19 protein-coding genes are annotated in these 17,656 nt (G+C 41.2%); 13 read left to right on the forward strand and 6 right to left on the reverse strand.

Annotated features, from left to right (window positions below):
* The first annotated feature begins 41 nt into the window (after positions 1–41).
* Both AA0Y26_RS03730 and AA0Y26_RS03735 read left to right on the forward strand, forming a co-directional pair.
* Entirely contained in the window at positions 42–743 is a 702-nt protein-coding gene (locus AA0Y26_RS03730) for an endonuclease V (RefSeq protein ID WP_413365234.1), read from the forward strand.
* Positions 744–1,088: 345 nt separating this feature from the next.
* Positions 1,089–1,871, forward strand: coding sequence for an SDR family NAD(P)-dependent oxidoreductase (locus AA0Y26_RS03735; protein WP_413365236.1), 783 nt, complete (start codon positions 1,089–1,091; stop codon positions 1,869–1,871).
* A 35-nt stretch (positions 1,872–1,906) separates the two neighbouring features.
* On the opposite strand, the gene AA0Y26_RS03740 is transcribed toward AA0Y26_RS03735, so the two are convergent.
* Complete coding sequence (locus AA0Y26_RS03740) at positions 1,907–3,340, reverse strand: carbon starvation protein A (RefSeq protein WP_413365238.1); 1,434 nt, start codon at positions 3,338–3,340, stop codon at positions 1,907–1,909.
* 614 nt (positions 3,341–3,954) lie between these two features.
* Here AA0Y26_RS03740 and AA0Y26_RS03745 point away from each other — a divergent pair.
* Together AA0Y26_RS03745 and AA0Y26_RS03750 are read left to right on the forward strand one after the other, a co-directional pair.
* Positions 3,955–4,356 carry a CidA/LrgA family protein gene (locus AA0Y26_RS03745; RefSeq protein WP_413365240.1) on the forward strand — a complete coding sequence of 134 codons (402 nt, stop codon included), beginning with the start codon at positions 3,955–3,957 and terminating at the stop codon, positions 4,354–4,356.
* A complete protein-coding gene (locus AA0Y26_RS03750; protein WP_413365241.1) occupies positions 4,331–5,008 on the forward strand; it encodes an LrgB family protein in 678 nt (225 codons plus the stop codon). The genes AA0Y26_RS03745 and AA0Y26_RS03750 overlap by 26 nt, the downstream gene beginning before the upstream one ends.
* 27 nt (positions 5,009–5,035) lie before the next feature.
* Here AA0Y26_RS03750 and AA0Y26_RS03755 read toward each other — a convergent pair whose 3' ends face one another.
* Positions 5,036–6,505 carry an aminotransferase class I/II-fold pyridoxal phosphate-dependent enzyme gene (locus AA0Y26_RS03755; RefSeq protein WP_413365243.1) on the reverse strand — a complete coding sequence of 490 codons (1,470 nt, stop codon included), beginning with the start codon at positions 6,503–6,505 and terminating at the stop codon, positions 5,036–5,038.
* A gap of 138 nt (positions 6,506–6,643) precedes the next feature.
* Between AA0Y26_RS03755 and AA0Y26_RS03760 the strand changes: the two genes are divergently transcribed.
* Positions 6,644–7,603, forward strand: a complete 960-nt coding sequence (locus AA0Y26_RS03760) for an NAD(P)H-dependent flavin oxidoreductase (RefSeq protein WP_413365245.1) — start codon at positions 6,644–6,646, stop codon at positions 7,601–7,603.
* A 61-nt stretch (positions 7,604–7,664) separates the two neighbouring features.
* Positions 7,665–7,934, forward strand: coding sequence for a UPF0223 family protein (locus AA0Y26_RS03765; RefSeq protein ID WP_413368033.1), 270 nt, complete (start codon positions 7,665–7,667; stop codon positions 7,932–7,934).
* Positions 7,935–8,004: 70 nt separating this feature from the next.
* Here AA0Y26_RS03765 and AA0Y26_RS03770 read toward each other — a convergent pair whose 3' ends face one another.
* On the reverse strand, positions 8,005–8,913 hold the full coding sequence (locus AA0Y26_RS03770; protein WP_413365246.1) for a ferrochelatase: 909 nt from the start codon (positions 8,911–8,913) through the stop codon (positions 8,005–8,007).
* Positions 8,914–9,047: 134 nt separating this feature from the next.
* Positions 9,048–9,674 (reverse strand): YktB family protein, encoded by a 627-nt coding sequence (locus AA0Y26_RS03775; RefSeq protein WP_413365248.1) that lies wholly within the window; start codon positions 9,672–9,674, stop codon positions 9,048–9,050.
* 121 nt (positions 9,675–9,795) lie between these two features.
* Here AA0Y26_RS03775 and AA0Y26_RS03780 point away from each other — a divergent pair, with 121 nt between their 5' ends.
* Positions 9,796–9,993, forward strand: coding sequence for a hypothetical protein (locus tag AA0Y26_RS03780; RefSeq protein WP_413365250.1), 198 nt, complete (start codon positions 9,796–9,798; stop codon positions 9,991–9,993).
* 138 nt (positions 9,994–10,131) lie between these two features.
* Positions 10,132–10,929, forward strand: a complete 798-nt coding sequence (locus AA0Y26_RS03785; RefSeq protein WP_413365251.1) for an inositol monophosphatase family protein — start codon at positions 10,132–10,134, stop codon at positions 10,927–10,929.
* A gap of 51 nt (positions 10,930–10,980) precedes the next feature.
* Here AA0Y26_RS03785 and AA0Y26_RS03790 read toward each other — a convergent pair whose 3' ends face one another.
* Positions 10,981–11,199, reverse strand: coding sequence for a hypothetical protein (locus AA0Y26_RS03790; RefSeq protein ID WP_413365253.1), 219 nt, complete (start codon positions 11,197–11,199; stop codon positions 10,981–10,983).
* 125 nt (positions 11,200–11,324) lie between these two features.
* On the opposite strand from AA0Y26_RS03790, the gene typA reads away from it, so the two are divergent.
* On the forward strand, positions 11,325–13,175 hold the full coding sequence (gene typA, locus AA0Y26_RS03795) for a translational GTPase TypA (RefSeq protein ID WP_413365255.1): 1,851 nt from the start codon (positions 11,325–11,327) through the stop codon (positions 13,173–13,175).
* 40 nt (positions 13,176–13,215) lie between these two features.
* Positions 13,216–13,569 (forward strand): YlaH-like family protein, encoded by a 354-nt coding sequence (locus AA0Y26_RS03800; protein ID WP_413365257.1) that lies wholly within the window; start codon positions 13,216–13,218, stop codon positions 13,567–13,569.
* A 571-nt stretch (positions 13,570–14,140) separates the two neighbouring features.
* On the opposite strand, the gene AA0Y26_RS03805 is transcribed toward AA0Y26_RS03800, so the two are convergent.
* Positions 14,141–14,512 (reverse strand): hypothetical protein, encoded by a 372-nt coding sequence (locus AA0Y26_RS03805; protein WP_413365258.1) that lies wholly within the window; start codon positions 14,510–14,512, stop codon positions 14,141–14,143.
* 606 nt (positions 14,513–15,118) lie between these two features.
* Here AA0Y26_RS03805 and AA0Y26_RS03810 point away from each other — a divergent pair.
* The 3 genes from AA0Y26_RS03810 to AA0Y26_RS03820 are packed head-to-tail and all read left to right on the forward strand — an operon-like array spanning position 15,119 to position 17,625.
* Positions 15,119–16,069, forward strand: coding sequence for an ABC transporter substrate-binding protein (locus AA0Y26_RS03810; protein WP_413368035.1), 951 nt, complete (start codon positions 15,119–15,121; stop codon positions 16,067–16,069).
* 1 nt (position 16,070) lies between these two features.
* Complete coding sequence (locus AA0Y26_RS03815; RefSeq protein WP_413365260.1) at positions 16,071–16,853, forward strand: ABC transporter ATP-binding protein; 783 nt, start codon at positions 16,071–16,073, stop codon at positions 16,851–16,853.
* Positions 16,831–17,625 carry an ABC transporter permease gene (locus tag AA0Y26_RS03820; RefSeq protein ID WP_413365262.1) on the forward strand — a complete coding sequence of 265 codons (795 nt, stop codon included), beginning with the start codon at positions 16,831–16,833 and terminating at the stop codon, positions 17,623–17,625. The genes AA0Y26_RS03815 and AA0Y26_RS03820 overlap by 23 nt, the downstream gene beginning before the upstream one ends.
* The last annotated feature ends 31 nt before the right edge of the window (positions 17,626–17,656 follow it).

Genomic DNA, 17,656 nt, shown 5'->3' on the forward strand with positions numbered 1-17,656 from the left:
GTTCCGGCTAACTAGAAATAAACTTTCAGGAAGGGATTCACATGGAGAAAATTGAAAAGATGAAACAGGAGTTTACGGCACTGCAAAATGAGCTGCTGCCATTGGTGAAGCTGGAAAATAGCTTTCGGAGGGAAGATATCCAGTTGATTGCAGGAGTGGATCTAGCTTATTGGGATAAGGATGGGAAGGCGTATGGTACGTGCTGTATTGTAGTCATCGATTATCATACGAAGAAAGTTGTCGAAAAAGTAAATAGCCATGGGGAGATACAGGTTCCTTATATATCAGGTTTTCTAGCATTTAGAGAGCTGCCGCTTGTGCTCGAAGCCGCAAAGAAGTTATCGAATGAGCCTGACCTTTATATGTTTGATGGAAACGGATACTTGCATGCCCGCCATATGGGCATTGCTACTCACGCTTCTCTGTATTTGCAAAAGCCGACGATTGGGGTAGCCAAGAGCTATTTACGAATCGAGAATGTAGATTTTCAGATGCCTGAAAATATAGCGGGAGCATATACAGATATCGTTATTCATAATGAGGTGTATGGAAGAGCATTGCGGACAACATCGAATGTTAAGCCAATCTTTATCTCTTGCGGAAACAGCATTGATTTAGAGACGAGCACGAAGTTTGTGATGAGCTGTATCAATCGAGAGAGTCGTCTGCCGATTCCTGTCAGGCTGGCAGATTTAGAAACACATCGTGTGAGGGCATATCATACTAATCAGCAAGAAGAGTGAGGGTGAATGGAAAGCAGAACATTGTGGGCCCCCTTCAGGGCTATTCCTACAAAGAAAGTATCATTCCGGTAATCGAGCGGGAAATCTCTTTAACTAACCTATAACGCGAAGATGCTCATTTGTTATTTGGGCTACCAGCAGATTATCAAATCAGCAGGCGGGTTTAATTTTATCGCTTCTGTTGAATACATAGAGCGGTAGGTTTTTAGAGATGGAAAAACTGCGGGAGATTTTTTGTAGCTTAGAAGAGAAGAAGTGGTAAGGGAAATTTCACGGGGCTGGTGATTCATTTCCAAAAATCTTCACGGTATAATAAAAGTACATCAGCAAAAGGGGGAATAGGGGATGGATCTACAATTACAAGGAAAAGTAGCGATCGTTACAGGAGCAAGCAAGGGGATTGGCTTTTGTACGGCGCTGCAGCTCGCGAAAGAAGGGGCCCATGTCGTTATTTGTGCGCGTGGTGAAAAGCACTTGGAAGTAGCAGCAGCGAGTATCAAGCAGCTGACGGGAGCAGATGTATTGGTTGTTCCTGCTGATATTATGAAGGAGCAGGATTGCAGAGATATTATTGAAAAGGCAGCAGCTAAATTTGGCAGAATCGATATTTTGGTGAATAATGCAGGGACTTCTTCTGCTAATTCTTTTGAACAGGTAGCTACGGAGCTATGGCAGGCTGATCTTGACTTGAAATTATTTGGTGCTGTTCATTGTGCCAAGTATGCAGTTCCTTATATGAAAAAATCAGGAGGAGGTTCTATTGTCAATGTGACAGCTGTACTGGCAAAGACACCACCGGCTAATTCGCTGCCTACTACAGTAAGCCGCGCAGCAGGACTTGCTCTGACAAAGGCAATGAGTAAGGATTTAGGTCAATATAATATACGGGTAAATACTGTATGTATTGGGCTTATTCGAAGTGATCAGATTGAAAAACGATGGAAGTCGCAGGCACCTGATTTATCCTGGCAGGAATATTCCGAGCAGGTAGGCCAGTCAATTCCTTTGGGGCGTATTGGAGATACGGAAGAAGCGGCAAATGTGATTACCTTTTTGGCGTCCGATGCAGCATCGTATGTATCGGGAACAGCTATTAACATTGATGGCGGTTCAGGAGAGGCACTATAAAAGAAAGGCTCGTACAAAACGTACGAGCCTTTTTGTTAGTTTTCCTTTAAAAATACTGGGTTATTAAATGCCTTGTAGCGGAAGATTTGATATACATACATAAGCCCCACAATAATCGTTAATGATAGGCCGATGATGATGGATGTATCATATGCCAGTCCGAAACCTTCCGGTGCTACCATCAAGTAGACGAAAACAACGGATGTCATAAATAAGGCAGGAAGGCCGGCAATCCAGTGGAATTTCCCTTCCTTTAATAGATAGGAGGTTGCAACCCATAGCATGACTGCAGCTACCATTTGGTTGGACATTCCTACATAGCGCCATAAAAACTGATAGTCAATCGTAGATAGATAGAATGCAGGCAGTGTCACGGCGATTGTCGCTATAACTGCCGGTGCCTTGCTGTTCTTCCCGATACGAGAACCGAGGAAATCAAGGACAATCATACGTGCTGAACGCAAGGATGTATCCCCAGTTGTAATTGGCAGAATGATAATGCCAAGAATGGCTAAAATACTGCCAAATGTTCCAAGAAGGGCAATGGAAATTTCGTCTACTACACCGCCTGCGCCGATTGCTGTAACGGCAGAAGCCAGTGATTCAGTGCCGCCATAGAAGCTCATGCCAGCTGCACACCAGATAAGGGCGATGATGCCCTCCCCGATCATGGCACCGTAAAATACCATTCGTCCTTCTGTTTCCTTTTTCAATGTACGGGAAATGATTGGACTCTGTGTGGAATGGAACCCTGAAATTGCTCCGCATGAAATGGTAATCATGAGCATTGGCCAAATCGGCAGTTCCCCAGGATGCATGTTAGAGAATGAAAGCTCTGGTACACGGATATCTGAGAATAATAGAGAAACCAATACAGCTCCCGCCATGATCATCAATACGGCCCCGAATATAGGATAGATACGTCCGATGATCTTATTAATCGGTAAAATGGCTGCTAGGAAGAAATAAGCAAAGATAATAATAATCGCTACCATGAATGTAATACCTGTCTTTGCAGAGATAACAGCAGCTGGCCCGGCGGTAAAGGCTGCAGCAACCAAAATCATCAAAACGACTGATACACAGTCGGTGAAAACGCGCATAACTTTTCCTAAATAGCGCTGTACGAGTGAAGGAAACTGCTCGCCGCCGTGGCGTAGAGAAAGCATCCCGGCGAAGTAATCATGAACTCCACCAGCAAAAATACAGCCAAGGACAATCCATATCATCGCAACAGGGCCGTATAAAGCACCAGAAATAGCACCGTAAATCGGACCCAGCCCTGCGATATTTAATAGCTGGATAACCCATCCCTTCCATGCTGGCATCGGCACGTAATCCATATTATCTGCTTTTGTATAAGCAGGAGTAGGTGTAGCATCATTCACAATAAAGACACGCTCCACGAATTTACCATACGCAACATAACCTAAAATCAATAAAATAATAGCTCCTAATAATGTAAACATAAAAACTCCCCTAAATTTTTATTATTTTCTGATAAGTAAGATTATAGTAGCGAGGGATAGGTAAATCAATTAGTTTTTAGAAAATTTAATATTTTTGGATAATTGGTATGATGAAATAAATGAATAAAACGGTTACATAGAAAAAATCTGCGGAGAACACAGGAAATTTCGTTATAATTAAGTTAAGCAGAAAAGTAAGAAGTTCAATATTGATATAAATATCTCATATTGTTATAGGATGTGTTAGGGCTGATTTCCTGATAGTCTATATTATCAATCTATCCATAGGAAGGGAATTACAGGAAGATGTTCTTTAAACTGGTTGAACGTCTTTAATGGAACAGAAATTTTAGAATATAATGCAGGTACCAAAATCCTGCTGCCTCTACAAAATGTTGGATAGTAGATGCATTTTACTGGAACATAGAGCCAAGCAAGGCAACTATATAGTGGCAAGTGTATATAGAAGACTGTCTAGCTACTGAAACAATCAGTAGATGTTGTGCAGTTTTTTTGTATTTTATGATGAAATTTTGTCAGTAATTATCTCGAAATAATAGACAGGAAATTTCCTAAGTCGTAAAATGAAAACCATATAGAGAGGGGGCTGCTAGATGAAAATCATACGTATTATTGCCCAAGTAGGTATTCTATGGTTGTTTTATTTCATTGGTGTATTAATTGTAGAGTGGACGGGAATCTTCATTCCACCAAGTATCATTGGTCTTGTTTTATTATGGGGACTGTTGATGTTGAATGTAATAAATGTCAAATTTATTCAAGAGGGTGCTAGTTTCTTGATCGCCTTTTTAACGCTGTTCTTTATCCCTGCGACAGTAGGGGTAGTAGACTATCCAGAGCTGTTAACGGTTTCTGGCTTATTACTGGTACTTGCTGTATTTTTAAGTACAGTTGTGACAATTATTATAGCAGGAAAGTTGAGTCAATATATGGAGCGCAAGGAGCAGGCAATGAAGGAGGAGACGGGACATGTTAGCACTCATCATCATAGTTAGTACGATACTATTATTCCTTCTTCTCCAGAAGCTTTATGTAAAGGTTAATAATCCTTTTCTCCTTCCGTTACTGACAACTACATTTATTACTGTTGTTATATTAATTGTTTTTAAGATTCCATACAGTACATATATGGAAGGGGGAGAATGGATTCAAAAAATGCTTGGCCCGGCCGTTGTGGCACTGGCCTATCCATTGTATAACCAGCGGGAATTGATTTTTAAATATAAATACTCGATATTGTCCGGCCTCATTGTCTCTATGCTTTCCGGTCTTATAAGTATCTATGTGTTTTTAAAGCTTTTCCAAGCAAGCGACTCCTTTATTTTAACAGCTCTTCCCAAGTCTTTAACAACGCCTGTTGCTATGCAGGTAAGTGAGACGGTCGGAGGGATTCCTCCTCTTACAGCGGTGCTAGTAATGGTTGCAGGATTTACGGGTGCAATATTTGGTCCATTACTGTATAAAATCGCCCATATTGATACAGCGATCAGCCGTGGTGTAGCAATGGGTAGTGCGAGTCACGGTGTAGGGATTTCGAAATTGAAAGAGTATGGAGAGGAAGCTTTATCGATCGGTTCATTATCGATGGGTTTGAGTGCAGTACTTGGCGCATTTATGTGTCCTATTTTTGCCCTTTTCATCATATAAAAAACTTGAGGGAAACCTCCCTCAAGTTTAGTAGATTGCGCGTCGTTCTTTAATGACGCGGATATTTTGCAATGTAGCATCTTCTGGTCCCTGTACAGGAAGACCAGCTTCAATGTTCATTTGAATGTATTTGATATTGTCTTCGGTAATGACTTCGCCAGGGATGAAGATTGGGATACCTGGAGGATATACCATGATGAATTCTGCAGAAATGCGATCGTGTGCTTCAGAAAGCGGAATCACTTCTGTCTCTGCATAAAATGCATCACGTGGAGACATAGCAAGAGCCGGAATTTCCGGAACTTTTACATTCGGAACAGTCACACTTGCTTCTGAATTGAATGCTTGCGACATGCGTATTAAGGCATTGACGAGAATGTTCATTTCCTTTTTAGTATCGCCTAATGTCACTAAACACAAAATATTATAAAGGTCGGATAGCTCGACTTCAATATTGGCGTTGTGGCGCAGCCACTCTTCCGCATCATGGCCCGTAATGCCTAAATCCTTCACACTAATCAATAGTTTGCAAGGATCCATGTCAAACGTTGCTGAAGAATGCAGCTTTTCGCGGCCGACACATGTCAAGTGAGGGATTGCATTAATACGCTTGCGTGTATCTTTCGCTAAACGAATCGCTTCATCAAGCAAATCATGTCCATTAATTGCCAACTGGCGTCGTGCACAGTCAAGAGAGGCAAGCAGCGGATAGGATGTGGACGTTGTTGTCAGCATGGAGAAGAACGCCTGAGCGCGCTTAGCTGATACTAGCCCTTCCCGGACATTTAAAATCGATGTCCCCGTCATCGATCCTCCTAATTTATGCACACTTGTAGCTGCCATATCTGCACCGGCCTGCATGGCGGATAAAGGCAGTTCATCATGAAATTTGATGTGTACACCATGAGCCTCATCCACGACGACGGGTATATCATGTGAATGGACGATTTCTACAATTCTCTTCAAATCAGCTGCAAAGCCGAAGTAAGTCGGATTAATCACTAAAACTGCTTTTGCATCTGGATATTTTTGTAAGGCTTTCTCTACTGATTCTGGAGAGATGCCGTGGGAAATACCTAATTCTGGATCTACTTCTGGGTGAATGAAAATAGGAATAGCCCCCGCAAATACAATAGCCGACATAATCGATTTATGAACATTCCGTGGTACTAGAATTTTGTCACCCGGACCAACGACTGTCAGAATCATTGTCTGGATTGCACCACTAGTACCTTGAACGGAAAAGAATGTATGATCAGCACCAAAAGCCTCGGCAGCTAAGCTTTGCGCTTCTTTAATCGCCGCTTTTGGAGAGTGTAAATCATCTAGTGGAGCAATATTAATTAAATCAATTGATAAAACGTTGTCGCCGACGAATTCTCGAAACGCTGGGTCCATACCTGAGCCCTTTTTATGACCGGGAATATGGAACTGGACAGGATGTCTGTTTCGGTGTTTAAGTAAAACGTCGAACAATGGAGTCTCTAACTGTGACAACGCAGGTACCACCTCGCTTAATTGAAATTTGAAAACAAAAGAATTATAGCACCTATTAACCAGTGTGACTATAAAAAAATTATAAATTTCACTATAACGATAAATAGCGTATATTTCAAAGAAAACGGAGGGAAATCTATGAAGTGGGAAACACGTATAACAAAATTATTAAATATTGAGTATCCAATTATCCAGGGAGGGCTTGCCTATTTGGCTTATGCCGATCTTGCAGCGGCCGTATCAAATGCAGGAGGACTTGGTCAAATTACGGCGATGAGTCTGCCTTCGCCAGAAGCATTGCGTGCGGAGATAGAAAAAGTAAGGGCCCTCACGGACAAGCCGTTTGGCGTGAATTTTGCCATTGGACAACATGGCAAAGGATACGAACCAATGGTCGAAATAGCGAAAGAGATGAATGTTCCTGTCGTGACAATGACTGGAGGGAATCCGGCTCCTATTTTCGATATTTTACAAGATAGTGATTGTAAAAAGCTGGTGTTAGTTGCAGCGCGTCGTCAAGCACAAAAGGCAGAACAATTAGGGGCAGATGCTGTTATGGTTGTTGGACAAGAGGGTGGAGGCCATTTAGGGAGAGATGACATCGGTACAATGGTACTCGTTCCGCAGGTAGTAGATAGTGTTTCCATTCCCGTAATCGCATCAGGTGGTATTGGAGATGGACGCGGCTGGATGGCAGCGCATGCACTGGGAGCAGAAGGAATTGAGATGGGAACGCGCTTCATTGCAACGAAGGAATGTGTGCATGCATCTGAAGCTTATAAAGAAGCACTGCTTGCGAGTACTGAAAATGATACAACAGTGATCAAACGGTCTTTAGGCGCCCCGGCACGCGCTCTACGCAATGATTTTACTGAAAAAATCCTTAAGATTGAAGGCGAAACACCAACCTATGAGGCGCTGAAAGACTATATCAGCGGTAAGGCTAATAAGCGTTATATTTATGATGGAGACGCTTCTCAAGGGTATGGCTGGGCTGGGCAGGTAACAGGTATGATTTCCGATGTTCCGACTGTAGCGGAGCTAATCGAGCGAATGGTTGTACAAGCGGAAGAAATCCGTTTAAAATGGGGGCAGTAATGAAGAAATGGCAACTGCGCCTGACGTGATTGCCCTATATCCGATAAAGGCAGGGAACAGCATGGAATATTCATACCCATTATCGACGGATTGGACTACGCAGGAAATGGTAGATGTCGTCCAATTCTTTGAAGCAGTGGAAGCTGCTTATGAAAAAGGCATTAAACGAGAAGTATTCATGGCAAAGTATCGCCGTTTTAAAGAAGTTGTGCCCTCACAGGCAGAGGAGAAAACGATTTTCCGGCAATTTGAGCAAGCAAGCGGCTATGTGAGCTATAAAGCGGTGAAAATGGCCAAGGAATCAACAGATGGACAAATAATACGCTTATAATTCATCACCCGTTAACGAGAAATAAAAAAAAAGTTGCAGAACCAAAAAAGAGGTTCTGCAACTTTTTTATTTAGGCTGGTTGAATGTACGTTGTCACTAAGGCAGCGAGCGCATATACTGTGTCAAAGCTGTCGCCAGGGAACTCTGAAAGAGCGAAGGGAACACCTAACTCGTCGCATAATTCCCGGCACTCTTCCCCAATTTCAAAGTAGGATTCTACATCAGCAGTGAGGGCAAGTAGCTCGCAAGTGACAAAACCTGTACCACCTGCGGCATGTAATTCTCGAATCTTATCCTTTACATCAGGCTCCAGCCAGTTGGCTTTTCCTCTAGATGAACGGTATGTCGTATGGAAATTTTGAATACCTGCTGCGTCAGCAATGGCTATCGCCATTTCTATAAATTGCTTTACGTAAATGGCATTACGCTCTGGGTCCAACGGCTGGCTATGAACCGTAAACAGTACATGCGCATTCTCCTGAGCAGCTACCGGCAGCCACTTGTATGCACGTTTGACGCGTTCTGCATAAACATGGACGATTCCCTCATTCGTATGCCAATCTCTTATTGGGATATGCAAAAGGTCTTGACCGGCAATCAAGTCTGCTACCTCTTTATGTACAGCACCACCACCTGAGGGTGAAGAAATAGGGTTAATCGGTAACGTTATAATCGTATTCACACCATCAGCTAAAGCATTTTCAACAGCATCTTTGATGAATGGCGCTGTATGCTTGTAAGCATTATAAACTTTCACGGGTTCTTCTAGACGCTCATTCAACACTATTTCTAAGCCTTGTGCAATTCGTTGTGTAGAAGAAGCAATGAAGTCAGGGAAACCAGGCTTCTTAAAGGAGGCTGCAATATTATTCAGCATAGGACCAGGTACGGGTTTTCCGCTAAGAATGTGGCTGAAGTAACTAGCGATATCATCAATGGATGTTGGTGCGCCGTAAGCATAATGGATAATACCGATCATATGTTTAAAAACTCCCCTCAATTGGTAGTATAAGAAATATAAATTCAATTATATTGGAAGTGATAATCATTTTCAATGAAAGAGGGGTGAAAAATAACAGATGTGCAACTTTCACACATCTGTTACTAACAGAGCTATTTTCCCACCATGAGATTGTAAATTGGGAGCAAATCATCGAATGTTTCTTCTGCCAATTGCATAAACTCATCAGAAGAAAGCTTAATCGCTTCCTCCGCTGGAATATGGCGACCGACTAAAAATTCGCCTTTTTTCACATCTCGGACGCGCACAAGCAGCTGTTTAAGCTGTTCATCACGAGCTTCGCTTAAAGGAATGGCAAGAGGGGACATATGGTCTCCTGAAATGACGAAATTTTCACTCAATTGGTCAAAAATATTTATATGCTGAAGCAGGCGATCAGCCATTTCTGCTTTCTGCGGCGCTTCATAAATAATTCCCACAACGATGAATAAATGGCTTTCCCATAGGCCAATCTGGAAATGAGGCAATGCTTTATACCCACGCTTGTATGGAGCAAAGGCAACCCAGGAATCTTTTGGAGGGTTTACGGTTCTGCGTGCATGCTTTGCAACATGCGGAAAGAACTCATCTCCTGTATTTGCACTGAAGTAAGCTGAAAAGAATTCACCTAGGGTTTGAAACTTCGGACGGACGATTTGCGTCAGTGCTTCCATTCTTTCGTCTAATCCATTGATCAGGAAAACATGAAAGTCCTCAGTTTTCCATTGTACATTACTCAAAATTAGTAACTCCTTTCGATTTTATGTTTATTTTGTTAAGATTTTGGGAAAAAATCTTATAACAAAAACTTTAGAGAAAGTCAAAGGTTTTTTCAAAAAAATACTAAGGAAGTGATGGAGAATGAAACAGATGGTTAAAATTATACGCAAAGTTGACATTGAAAAGCAATACGAGCAAATCCTGCGATTAGAATTGGATTATGAGCTGGCTTCCTTATATGCAGCAATGAAGAACAGTAACAAGGACGAAATGGAAAAATCGAAAAAGCGATTAAAAGAAATTCACGGAGAATTAGAAGGTCTACATGCATATGCGTAATAAAAATTTTATACCTAAGTAAAAAATCACTTGCTGAATGTTCGGACAGCAGGTGATTTTTGTTATACTAACTATATAATGTGAATCCAGCGTTATGTATGTTACATATTGAAACGGGAAGCGAAAGGTGGTTGTACTATGGATTTAAAGCAGTTGGATACCTTTGCGAAGGAAATAATCATTGAAGCGGGAAAGCGGATTTGTGCCTCGTTTTCATATGATTTGAAAGTGGAAGTAGAAACGAAGTCCAGTCCCAATGATTTGGTGACAAATATTGACCGCGAAACGGAATTGTTTTTCATCGAGCAAATTCACAAATTCGATCCTTCACATAAAATTCTCGGCGAAGAGGGTATGGGAGAACATCCAGATTCGATGGAGGGCGTTGTGTGGATTATTGACCCAATCGACGGAACGATGAATTTTGTTAAGCAGCATCGCCACTTCATGATTACGCTTGGCATCTATATTGATGGAGTCGGCAAACTCGGTTACATATATGATGTCATGCGGGGGGACCTGTTTTACGCCATTGCCGGAGAAGGTGCCTGGTACAATGATTCTCCACTGCGTAAGCTGCAGCCGTTGACGATAGATGAAGCAGTGATTGGGATTAATGCAAGCTGGGTAACCCCAAATGCGAAAATTAATCATGAAAAGTTGATTGATCTTATTAATACCGTGCGAGGAACACGCTCTTACGGCTCAGCCGCTATGGAAATCGCCTTTGTGGTAAGCGGCAAGCTGGATGCTTATATTTCTATGCGACTCGCGCCATGGGATATCGGCGGGGGGATTATTATTGCGAAAGAAGTAGGAGCTATTGCAACAAATTTACATGGACAAGCTCCCGATTTAGTTGGTTCGGATACTTTTTTAATCGCTAATCCGCATATTCATCAATTAATTTTAGACAATTACATTGAAGAAAAATAAAAAATACCGCCCTGCATGTTAGATGCCGGGCGGTTGTTTTATGAGAAAAGCTTATAATAAGCCTGCTTCGATGAATTTTTTCTTTTGTTTCATGCCGGTCATAAAAATAAGACACACAGCGATGATACAAGCTAGAATGCCGATAATACCCGCTGTATCGTACTCATCTGTTCCTGCCATAAAGACAAGGGATACTGAGAAGCCGATTCCTATCATTGATAACAGGGCAGCTAATGAGTAGATAAACATAACAACTTTTGCTTTATTCACGAGAAATCCTCCTCTATCAAATCTTATGTGAAAACATAATGCTCAATTTTCCGAAAAGACATTTGCGCCTACATGTGCTATAATATCACAGTTAAACAACTGAAAAAAGAATATGGAGTGGAATAATGACAAATTTACGTCAAGATTTACGTAACATCGCAATTATCGCGCACGTTGACCATGGTAAAACGACACTAGTAGACCAATTATTAAAACAATCTGGAACTTTCCGTTCGAATGAGCAAGTAGAAGAACGCGCAATGGACTCAAATGATATTGAGCGTGAGCGTGGTATTACTATTTTAGCAAAAAATACGGCGGTTAACTATAACGGTACTCGCATTAATATTTTAGATACACCAGGACACGCAGACTTCGGTGGAGAAGTAGAGCGTATTCTAAAAATGGTAGATGGCGTTCTATTAGTTGTAGACGCTTATGAAGGCTGTATGCCGCAAACACGCTTCGTGTTAAAGAAAGCACTAGAGCAAAATTTAACACCAATCGTTGTTGTAAATAAAGTAGATAAAGATTCAGCTCGTCCTGAAGAAGTAGTGGACGAAGTACTAGAGCTGCTAATTGAGCTGGATGCAAACGATGATCAGCTTGATTTCCCGGTTGTATATGCTTCAGGGGTAAACGGTACAGCATCATTAGATCCAAATCCTGCAAACCAGGAAGCAGATATGAAATGCTTATTCGAACAAATTATCGAGCATATTCCTGCACCAGTAGATAACTCAGAAGAGCCGTTGCAATTCCAGGTAGCATTACTTGACTATAACGATTTTGTTGGCCGTATTGGTATTGGCCGTGTGTTCCGCGGAACAATTTCTGTTGGGCAGCAGGTAGCATTAATGAAACTGGACGGTAAGGTGAAAAACTTCCGTGTAACAAAAATCTTCGGTTTCTTCGGTCTGAAGCGTGAAGAAGTCCAAACGGCAAAAGCTGGTGATTTAATCGCCGTTTCCGGGATGGAAGACATTAACGTAGGAGAAACAGTGTGTCCTATTGAGCATCAGGAAGCATTGACGCCATTACGTATTGATGAACCAACATTACAAATGACGTTCTTAGTAAACAATTCACCGTTTGCTGGCCGTGAAGGGAAATGGGTGACTTCATCGAAAATTGAAGAGCGCCTGCGTTCTCAATTACAAACGGATGTTTCTTTACGTGTAGAAGATACTGATTCTCCGGATGCCTGGACAGTTTCAGGACGCGGTGAACTTCACTTATCCATTTTAATTGAAAACATGCGCCGTGAAGGTTTTGAATTACAAGTATCGAAACCACAAGTAATTATTAAAGAAGTTGATGGTGTGAAATGTGAGCCGGTGGAACGTGTGCAAGTAGACGTACCGGAAGACAGCGTTGGTTCAATTATCGAATCACTAGGTATGCGTAAAGGCGAAATGGTGGATATGATTAATAACGGCAACGGTCAAGTACGTATTATCTTCAATGTACCAGCCCGCGGTTTAATCGGCTATACAACAGAGTTTATGTCCTTAACAAAAGGCTTCGGTATTATTAACCATACGTTTGAGTCTTATCAACCAGTTGTTCCTGGTAAAGTCGGTGGACGTCACCAAGGTGTTCTTGTATCGATGGAGAACGGTAAAGCAACAACTTACGGTATGATGGGTGTCGAAGACCGTGGTACACTCTTTGTAGAGCCGGGTACAGAAGTTTATGAAGGCATGATCGTTGGTGAGAACACACGTGAAAACGATATTACAGTTAACATCACAAAAATGAAGCAAAAAACAAATATTCGTTCAGCTAATAAAGATCAAACGAACGTTATTAAAAAGCCGCGTATTATGACGCTTGAAGAATCATTAGAATATTTAAGTGACGATGAATATTTAGAAGTAACGCCGGAATCAATTCGTCTGCGTAAGCAAATTCTAGATAAAAATGAGCGCGAACGAATTGCGAAAAAGAAAAAATACGCTGAAACAGAAAAGTAAGTTTCACGTAAGGGAGAAAGGATGAAGGGTGTTGCTGAGTTTGGCACTTAACTTTGTTCAAGCATCTGAGGTCAGAGTAGGTACAGAAGCAGAAGTATTAAATGATTTAACAGGCATTAGCCACTTTATTTATGAAAATGCTCCTAACTATACAACCGCAGGATATATAGTGTTCTTTTCTGTATTTATTTTATGTGCCATTGTTTATCAATTAGGCTTTGCAAGAAAATTGAAGCTATGGCAAAACGTTATTATATATTGCTTTTTGTTTTTAGGATGTATTGTTCTGACATTCTTTGCGCTATCTTTGCCAATGATAGAGGGGCTAATCGTAGCAGCATTGTTTTTAGGGATTTATAAACTTCGCTTATCACGTGAAAAGCAAGCGGAATAGCTTAAATAGTTAATAACGAATAATGAGCAGGAAATACAGGGGCTGTAGGAGACCTACGAAAAATCTCAAGATGAATTTCCCCTGGCGAGTTAGCTACTCAACTGAATAGGCAGTTTGGTTAAAACGAGTCCGGTGTTGTCCCGGACTCGTTTTTATTTTTCTTCCATACATTTATTGTCATTGTTATTCAATGCGTATGAGGTTTTGATTAAATGATCAAATACTTTAGGAATCCTTTCATTCCTGGATGGAAAAAATGATTTTTGAACACTTGACCTTTTCTTAAGAATAAATGACCCCATTTTCAAAAAAGATGGGGAAACCTAAATATGGAGAATGGTTGAATACTATTCTTTCTGCGACTGTTCCTATCATGGGTGCTTTTTTTATTTTCAGAAGATATATATTTAAAAAGAAGATTAGTAGAGGAGAATGACCCAAGTAAGTAAGTTTACTCAGGTCATAGAAAAAAATACGGACATGTAATTATTTTTGATAAATATATAGTACTAAAGATGATCATTGGTTTATAAATTTACGGAGCAGATTGAAAGCCCTAGAAAGTAGAAGGTTAATTTAATGAAATATTTCCTGTCGCACTACATTTGTTTACATCACCAGCGCAATATAAATTTAAAGCGTGTTTTGTATTGCTTCTTGTTGTTACCCATACAGCCTTGGCAGCACCTGGTTGAAGTGTTTGAGCGGTATCCATTTCTGCGTAATTATTCGGACCAACAACAATCCATGTGATAGGTACTGAGCCGTGATTCTTAAGCATTACCAAAACTTTTGAGGAAGCATTAATATACTTTGATTGAGCAAAACCATTTGATCCTAAAAGAACAGATTCAGATGTTGTAGCTGATGCGCTTCCTTGGTTATAACCCCAAATAGAAATCATAAGCAAGAATGGGACTAGATACTTTAATGCTTTTTTCACTTAGATTCTCTCCTTTAACAGCTTTTGTTTTAAAAGTATTGAGTTTTTAAATTATGCACCTTTTTGAATTGTCTGCCCCGGTATGAAAATTCCCCCTTAATTGTCGACTGTCAATATTCCTCTTGCAATAACAGGGTTTAATAAACTCAATAATTATCTTTCAAATAATATTATCCAATATTATATATAAAGATAGAATCACTCTATTCTCATAAATGTTAGTCCCGCAATTTTAGGAATTCTCTATCACAAAACCTCTTTATTTTAAGTGTAGGAAGTTACAAAATTGCCATTGGATATATTATTCTGTATTTTCCGGAAATTCACTCAGATATATAAGGTGTGTTTTTAACTACAGAGAAAGAGTCTAAATGATAATAGCTAGTGTGTATCTATAAAAGGCTAATATTATTGGCGTTTTAAAAATCATCTGTTAAGCGCAATGAGACAACAAATTTTTCACACTTCATAAGTAAACGCCGGTCTCCTGCTGAAGCACATTTTAGGCAATGCTGCATACCCTATTCTAGATAATAGAATATATGTCAGAGGAGGATAGCGTTGAAAAGATTGGTAAGATCGAGCTTTCTCGTTGCAGTAGCATTTATGACACTCCTCGTTCTTGCATCTTGCGGCAAGGAAGAGCTTCAGGAAGTTAAAGTGGGAGAAGTAACACGTTCCATCTTTTATGCCCCGCAATATGTAGCCATTGAAAAGGGCTTTTTTGAGGAAGAGGGGTTAAAAGTGGATTTAAAGACAATCGCTGGGGGCGATAAGACAATGACTGCCCTATTATCCGGCGGTATAGATGTAGCGCTCGTCGGTTCTGAGACGTCCATTTATGTAACTGCTCAGGGGGCGAATGATCCGATTAAGAATTTCGCACAGTTGACACAGACGGATGGTACTTTTTTGGTAGCACGTGAACAGATTGATAACTTTTCCTGGGAAATGCTAAAGGGTTCTACCTTCCTTGGCCAGCGGAAGGGCGGTATGCCGCAAATGGCAGGGGAATTTGTATTGAAAAAGCACGGTATTGATCCTCATAATGATTTAAACCTTATACAAAATATTGAGTTTGCCAATATCTCGACAGCCTTTGCATCGGGTACAGGAGACTATGTTCAGCTGTTCGAGCCGACAGCCAGCGTGTTTGAAGCAGAGGGAGTAGGTCATATTGTGGCTTCCTTTGGGACGGAGTCGGGGCACTTGCCGTATACGACGTTCATGACGAAGGAAAGCTTTATCGACAGTGATCCTGAAACTGTGGAAAAGTTTACGAGAGCTATCAAAAAAGCACAGGACTGGGTCTATGCCAACAGCGCGGAGGATGTGGCTAAAGTGATTCAGCCTTTCTTCGAAGACACGGAAGCAGAGCTCATTGCTACGGTAATAGATCGTTATAAGCAACAGGAATCCTTTGCTAAGGACCCGATATTGGATGAGGAAGAATGGAATAACCTGCAGGATGTGATGGAAGAAGCGGGCGAATTGCCGAAACGGATGGATTATGGGGAGCTTGTTGACACTTCTTTTGCAGAGAAAGTAACGAAGTGATATGGGATTTTTAACAGTCAGCAACGTCCATCACACGTATTTTTCAAAAGAGACGGCAACTGAAGCTTTGCAGGATATCCATCTATCCATCGACAAAGGTGAGTTCATATCATTTATCGGGCCGAGTGGCTGTGGAAAGACAACACTTTTATCCATTATTGCTGGACTATTCCCCCCAACAGTTGGAACAGTCTCGATTGAAGGGCAGTCGGTTTTCGGAAATGAGCATCTATCGATCGGCTACATGCTTCAGCAGGACTATTTATTCCCTTGGAAAACGATTGAGGAGAATATTACACTTGGATTGAATATTTTAAATAAAGATCGGGAGCAGGGGCAGGAGGTTACCTCGAGACTTCTTAGTGCTGTCGGGCTGCCTAATATAGAGAGAAAGTATCCAAAGGAACTTTCCGGAGGGATGCGGCAGCGGGTAGCGCTCGCAAGGACGCTTGCAGTTGATCCGACTATTCTATTGCTGGATGAACCGTTTTCTGCGCTGGATTATCAGTCTAAATTGAAGCTTGAGGACCTTGTTTCTCAAATGTTGAAGGAGTTTGGCAAGACTGCTATCCTTGTTACCCATGATCTGGGAGAAGCAATTGCTATGAGCGATCGGATTTTCTTATTTTCCCCGCTCCCAGGGAAGCTGTATAAAACATTCGAGGTGCCGGACGAAATAAGGAAGCTGACACCGTTCGAAGCACGTGCTCATCCACAGTATTCCACTCTATTCCAAATGATTTGGAAGGAGCTTGAGAGCCTTGAACATACAAAAACTACATGAGGAATATAAAAAATCATTAGTAAAAGAAAAACGATGGACTCGTTTTTTTCAACTATTGATCTTACTCAGTTTTATCTCCTTATGGGAGGCAGCCTCTCAATTTCACTGGATCGATGAGCTTATTTTTAGTGCCCCGTCAAAAATTGCAGTGCTATTCATTGAAAAGATTAATGACGGTACACTCTTGACACATATCGGCTATACGCTGTTTGAAACAGTTTTAGGGTTCATTCTCGGAACTTTGGCCGGTACGATCCTTGCTGCCATCCTTTGGTGGTCACCTTTTTTATCAAGGATACTCGATCCGTATCTTGTCATTTTAAATGCGATGCCAAAAGTAGCGCTGGGACCAATTTTGATTGTCATAATGGGGCCTGGAATGACTTCTATCATTACGATGGGGGCAATCATTTCGGTCATTATCTCGACCATTGTTATCTACACAGCGTTTAAAGGTGTGGACCCGAATTATTTGAAGGTATTGCAGACATTCAATGCTACCCGGCTTCAAATGTTCAAGGAGGCCATTTTACCGGCGTGTATACCAACGATCATTTCGACACTAAAGGTAAATGTCGGTTTATCGTGGGTAGGGGTAATTGTTGGAGAATTCCTTGTATCATCACAGGGACTCGGTTATCTAATCATCTATGGATTCCAAGTATTCAATTTCAACCTCGTCCTTTTATCACTTGTGATTATCGCGGTTTTCGCGACGATTATGTATCAGCTGGTAGAGCTGCTTGAGAAGGCATTGCTGAAAAATGGATAAAAAAAGGAGCTGTTCAGAAAGTGGAAACTTT

Origin of the sequence: Lysinibacillus canaveralius, assembly GCF_047301505.1 — a bacterium.
Lineage (GTDB): Bacteria > Bacillota > Bacilli > Bacillales_A > Planococcaceae > Lysinibacillus_B.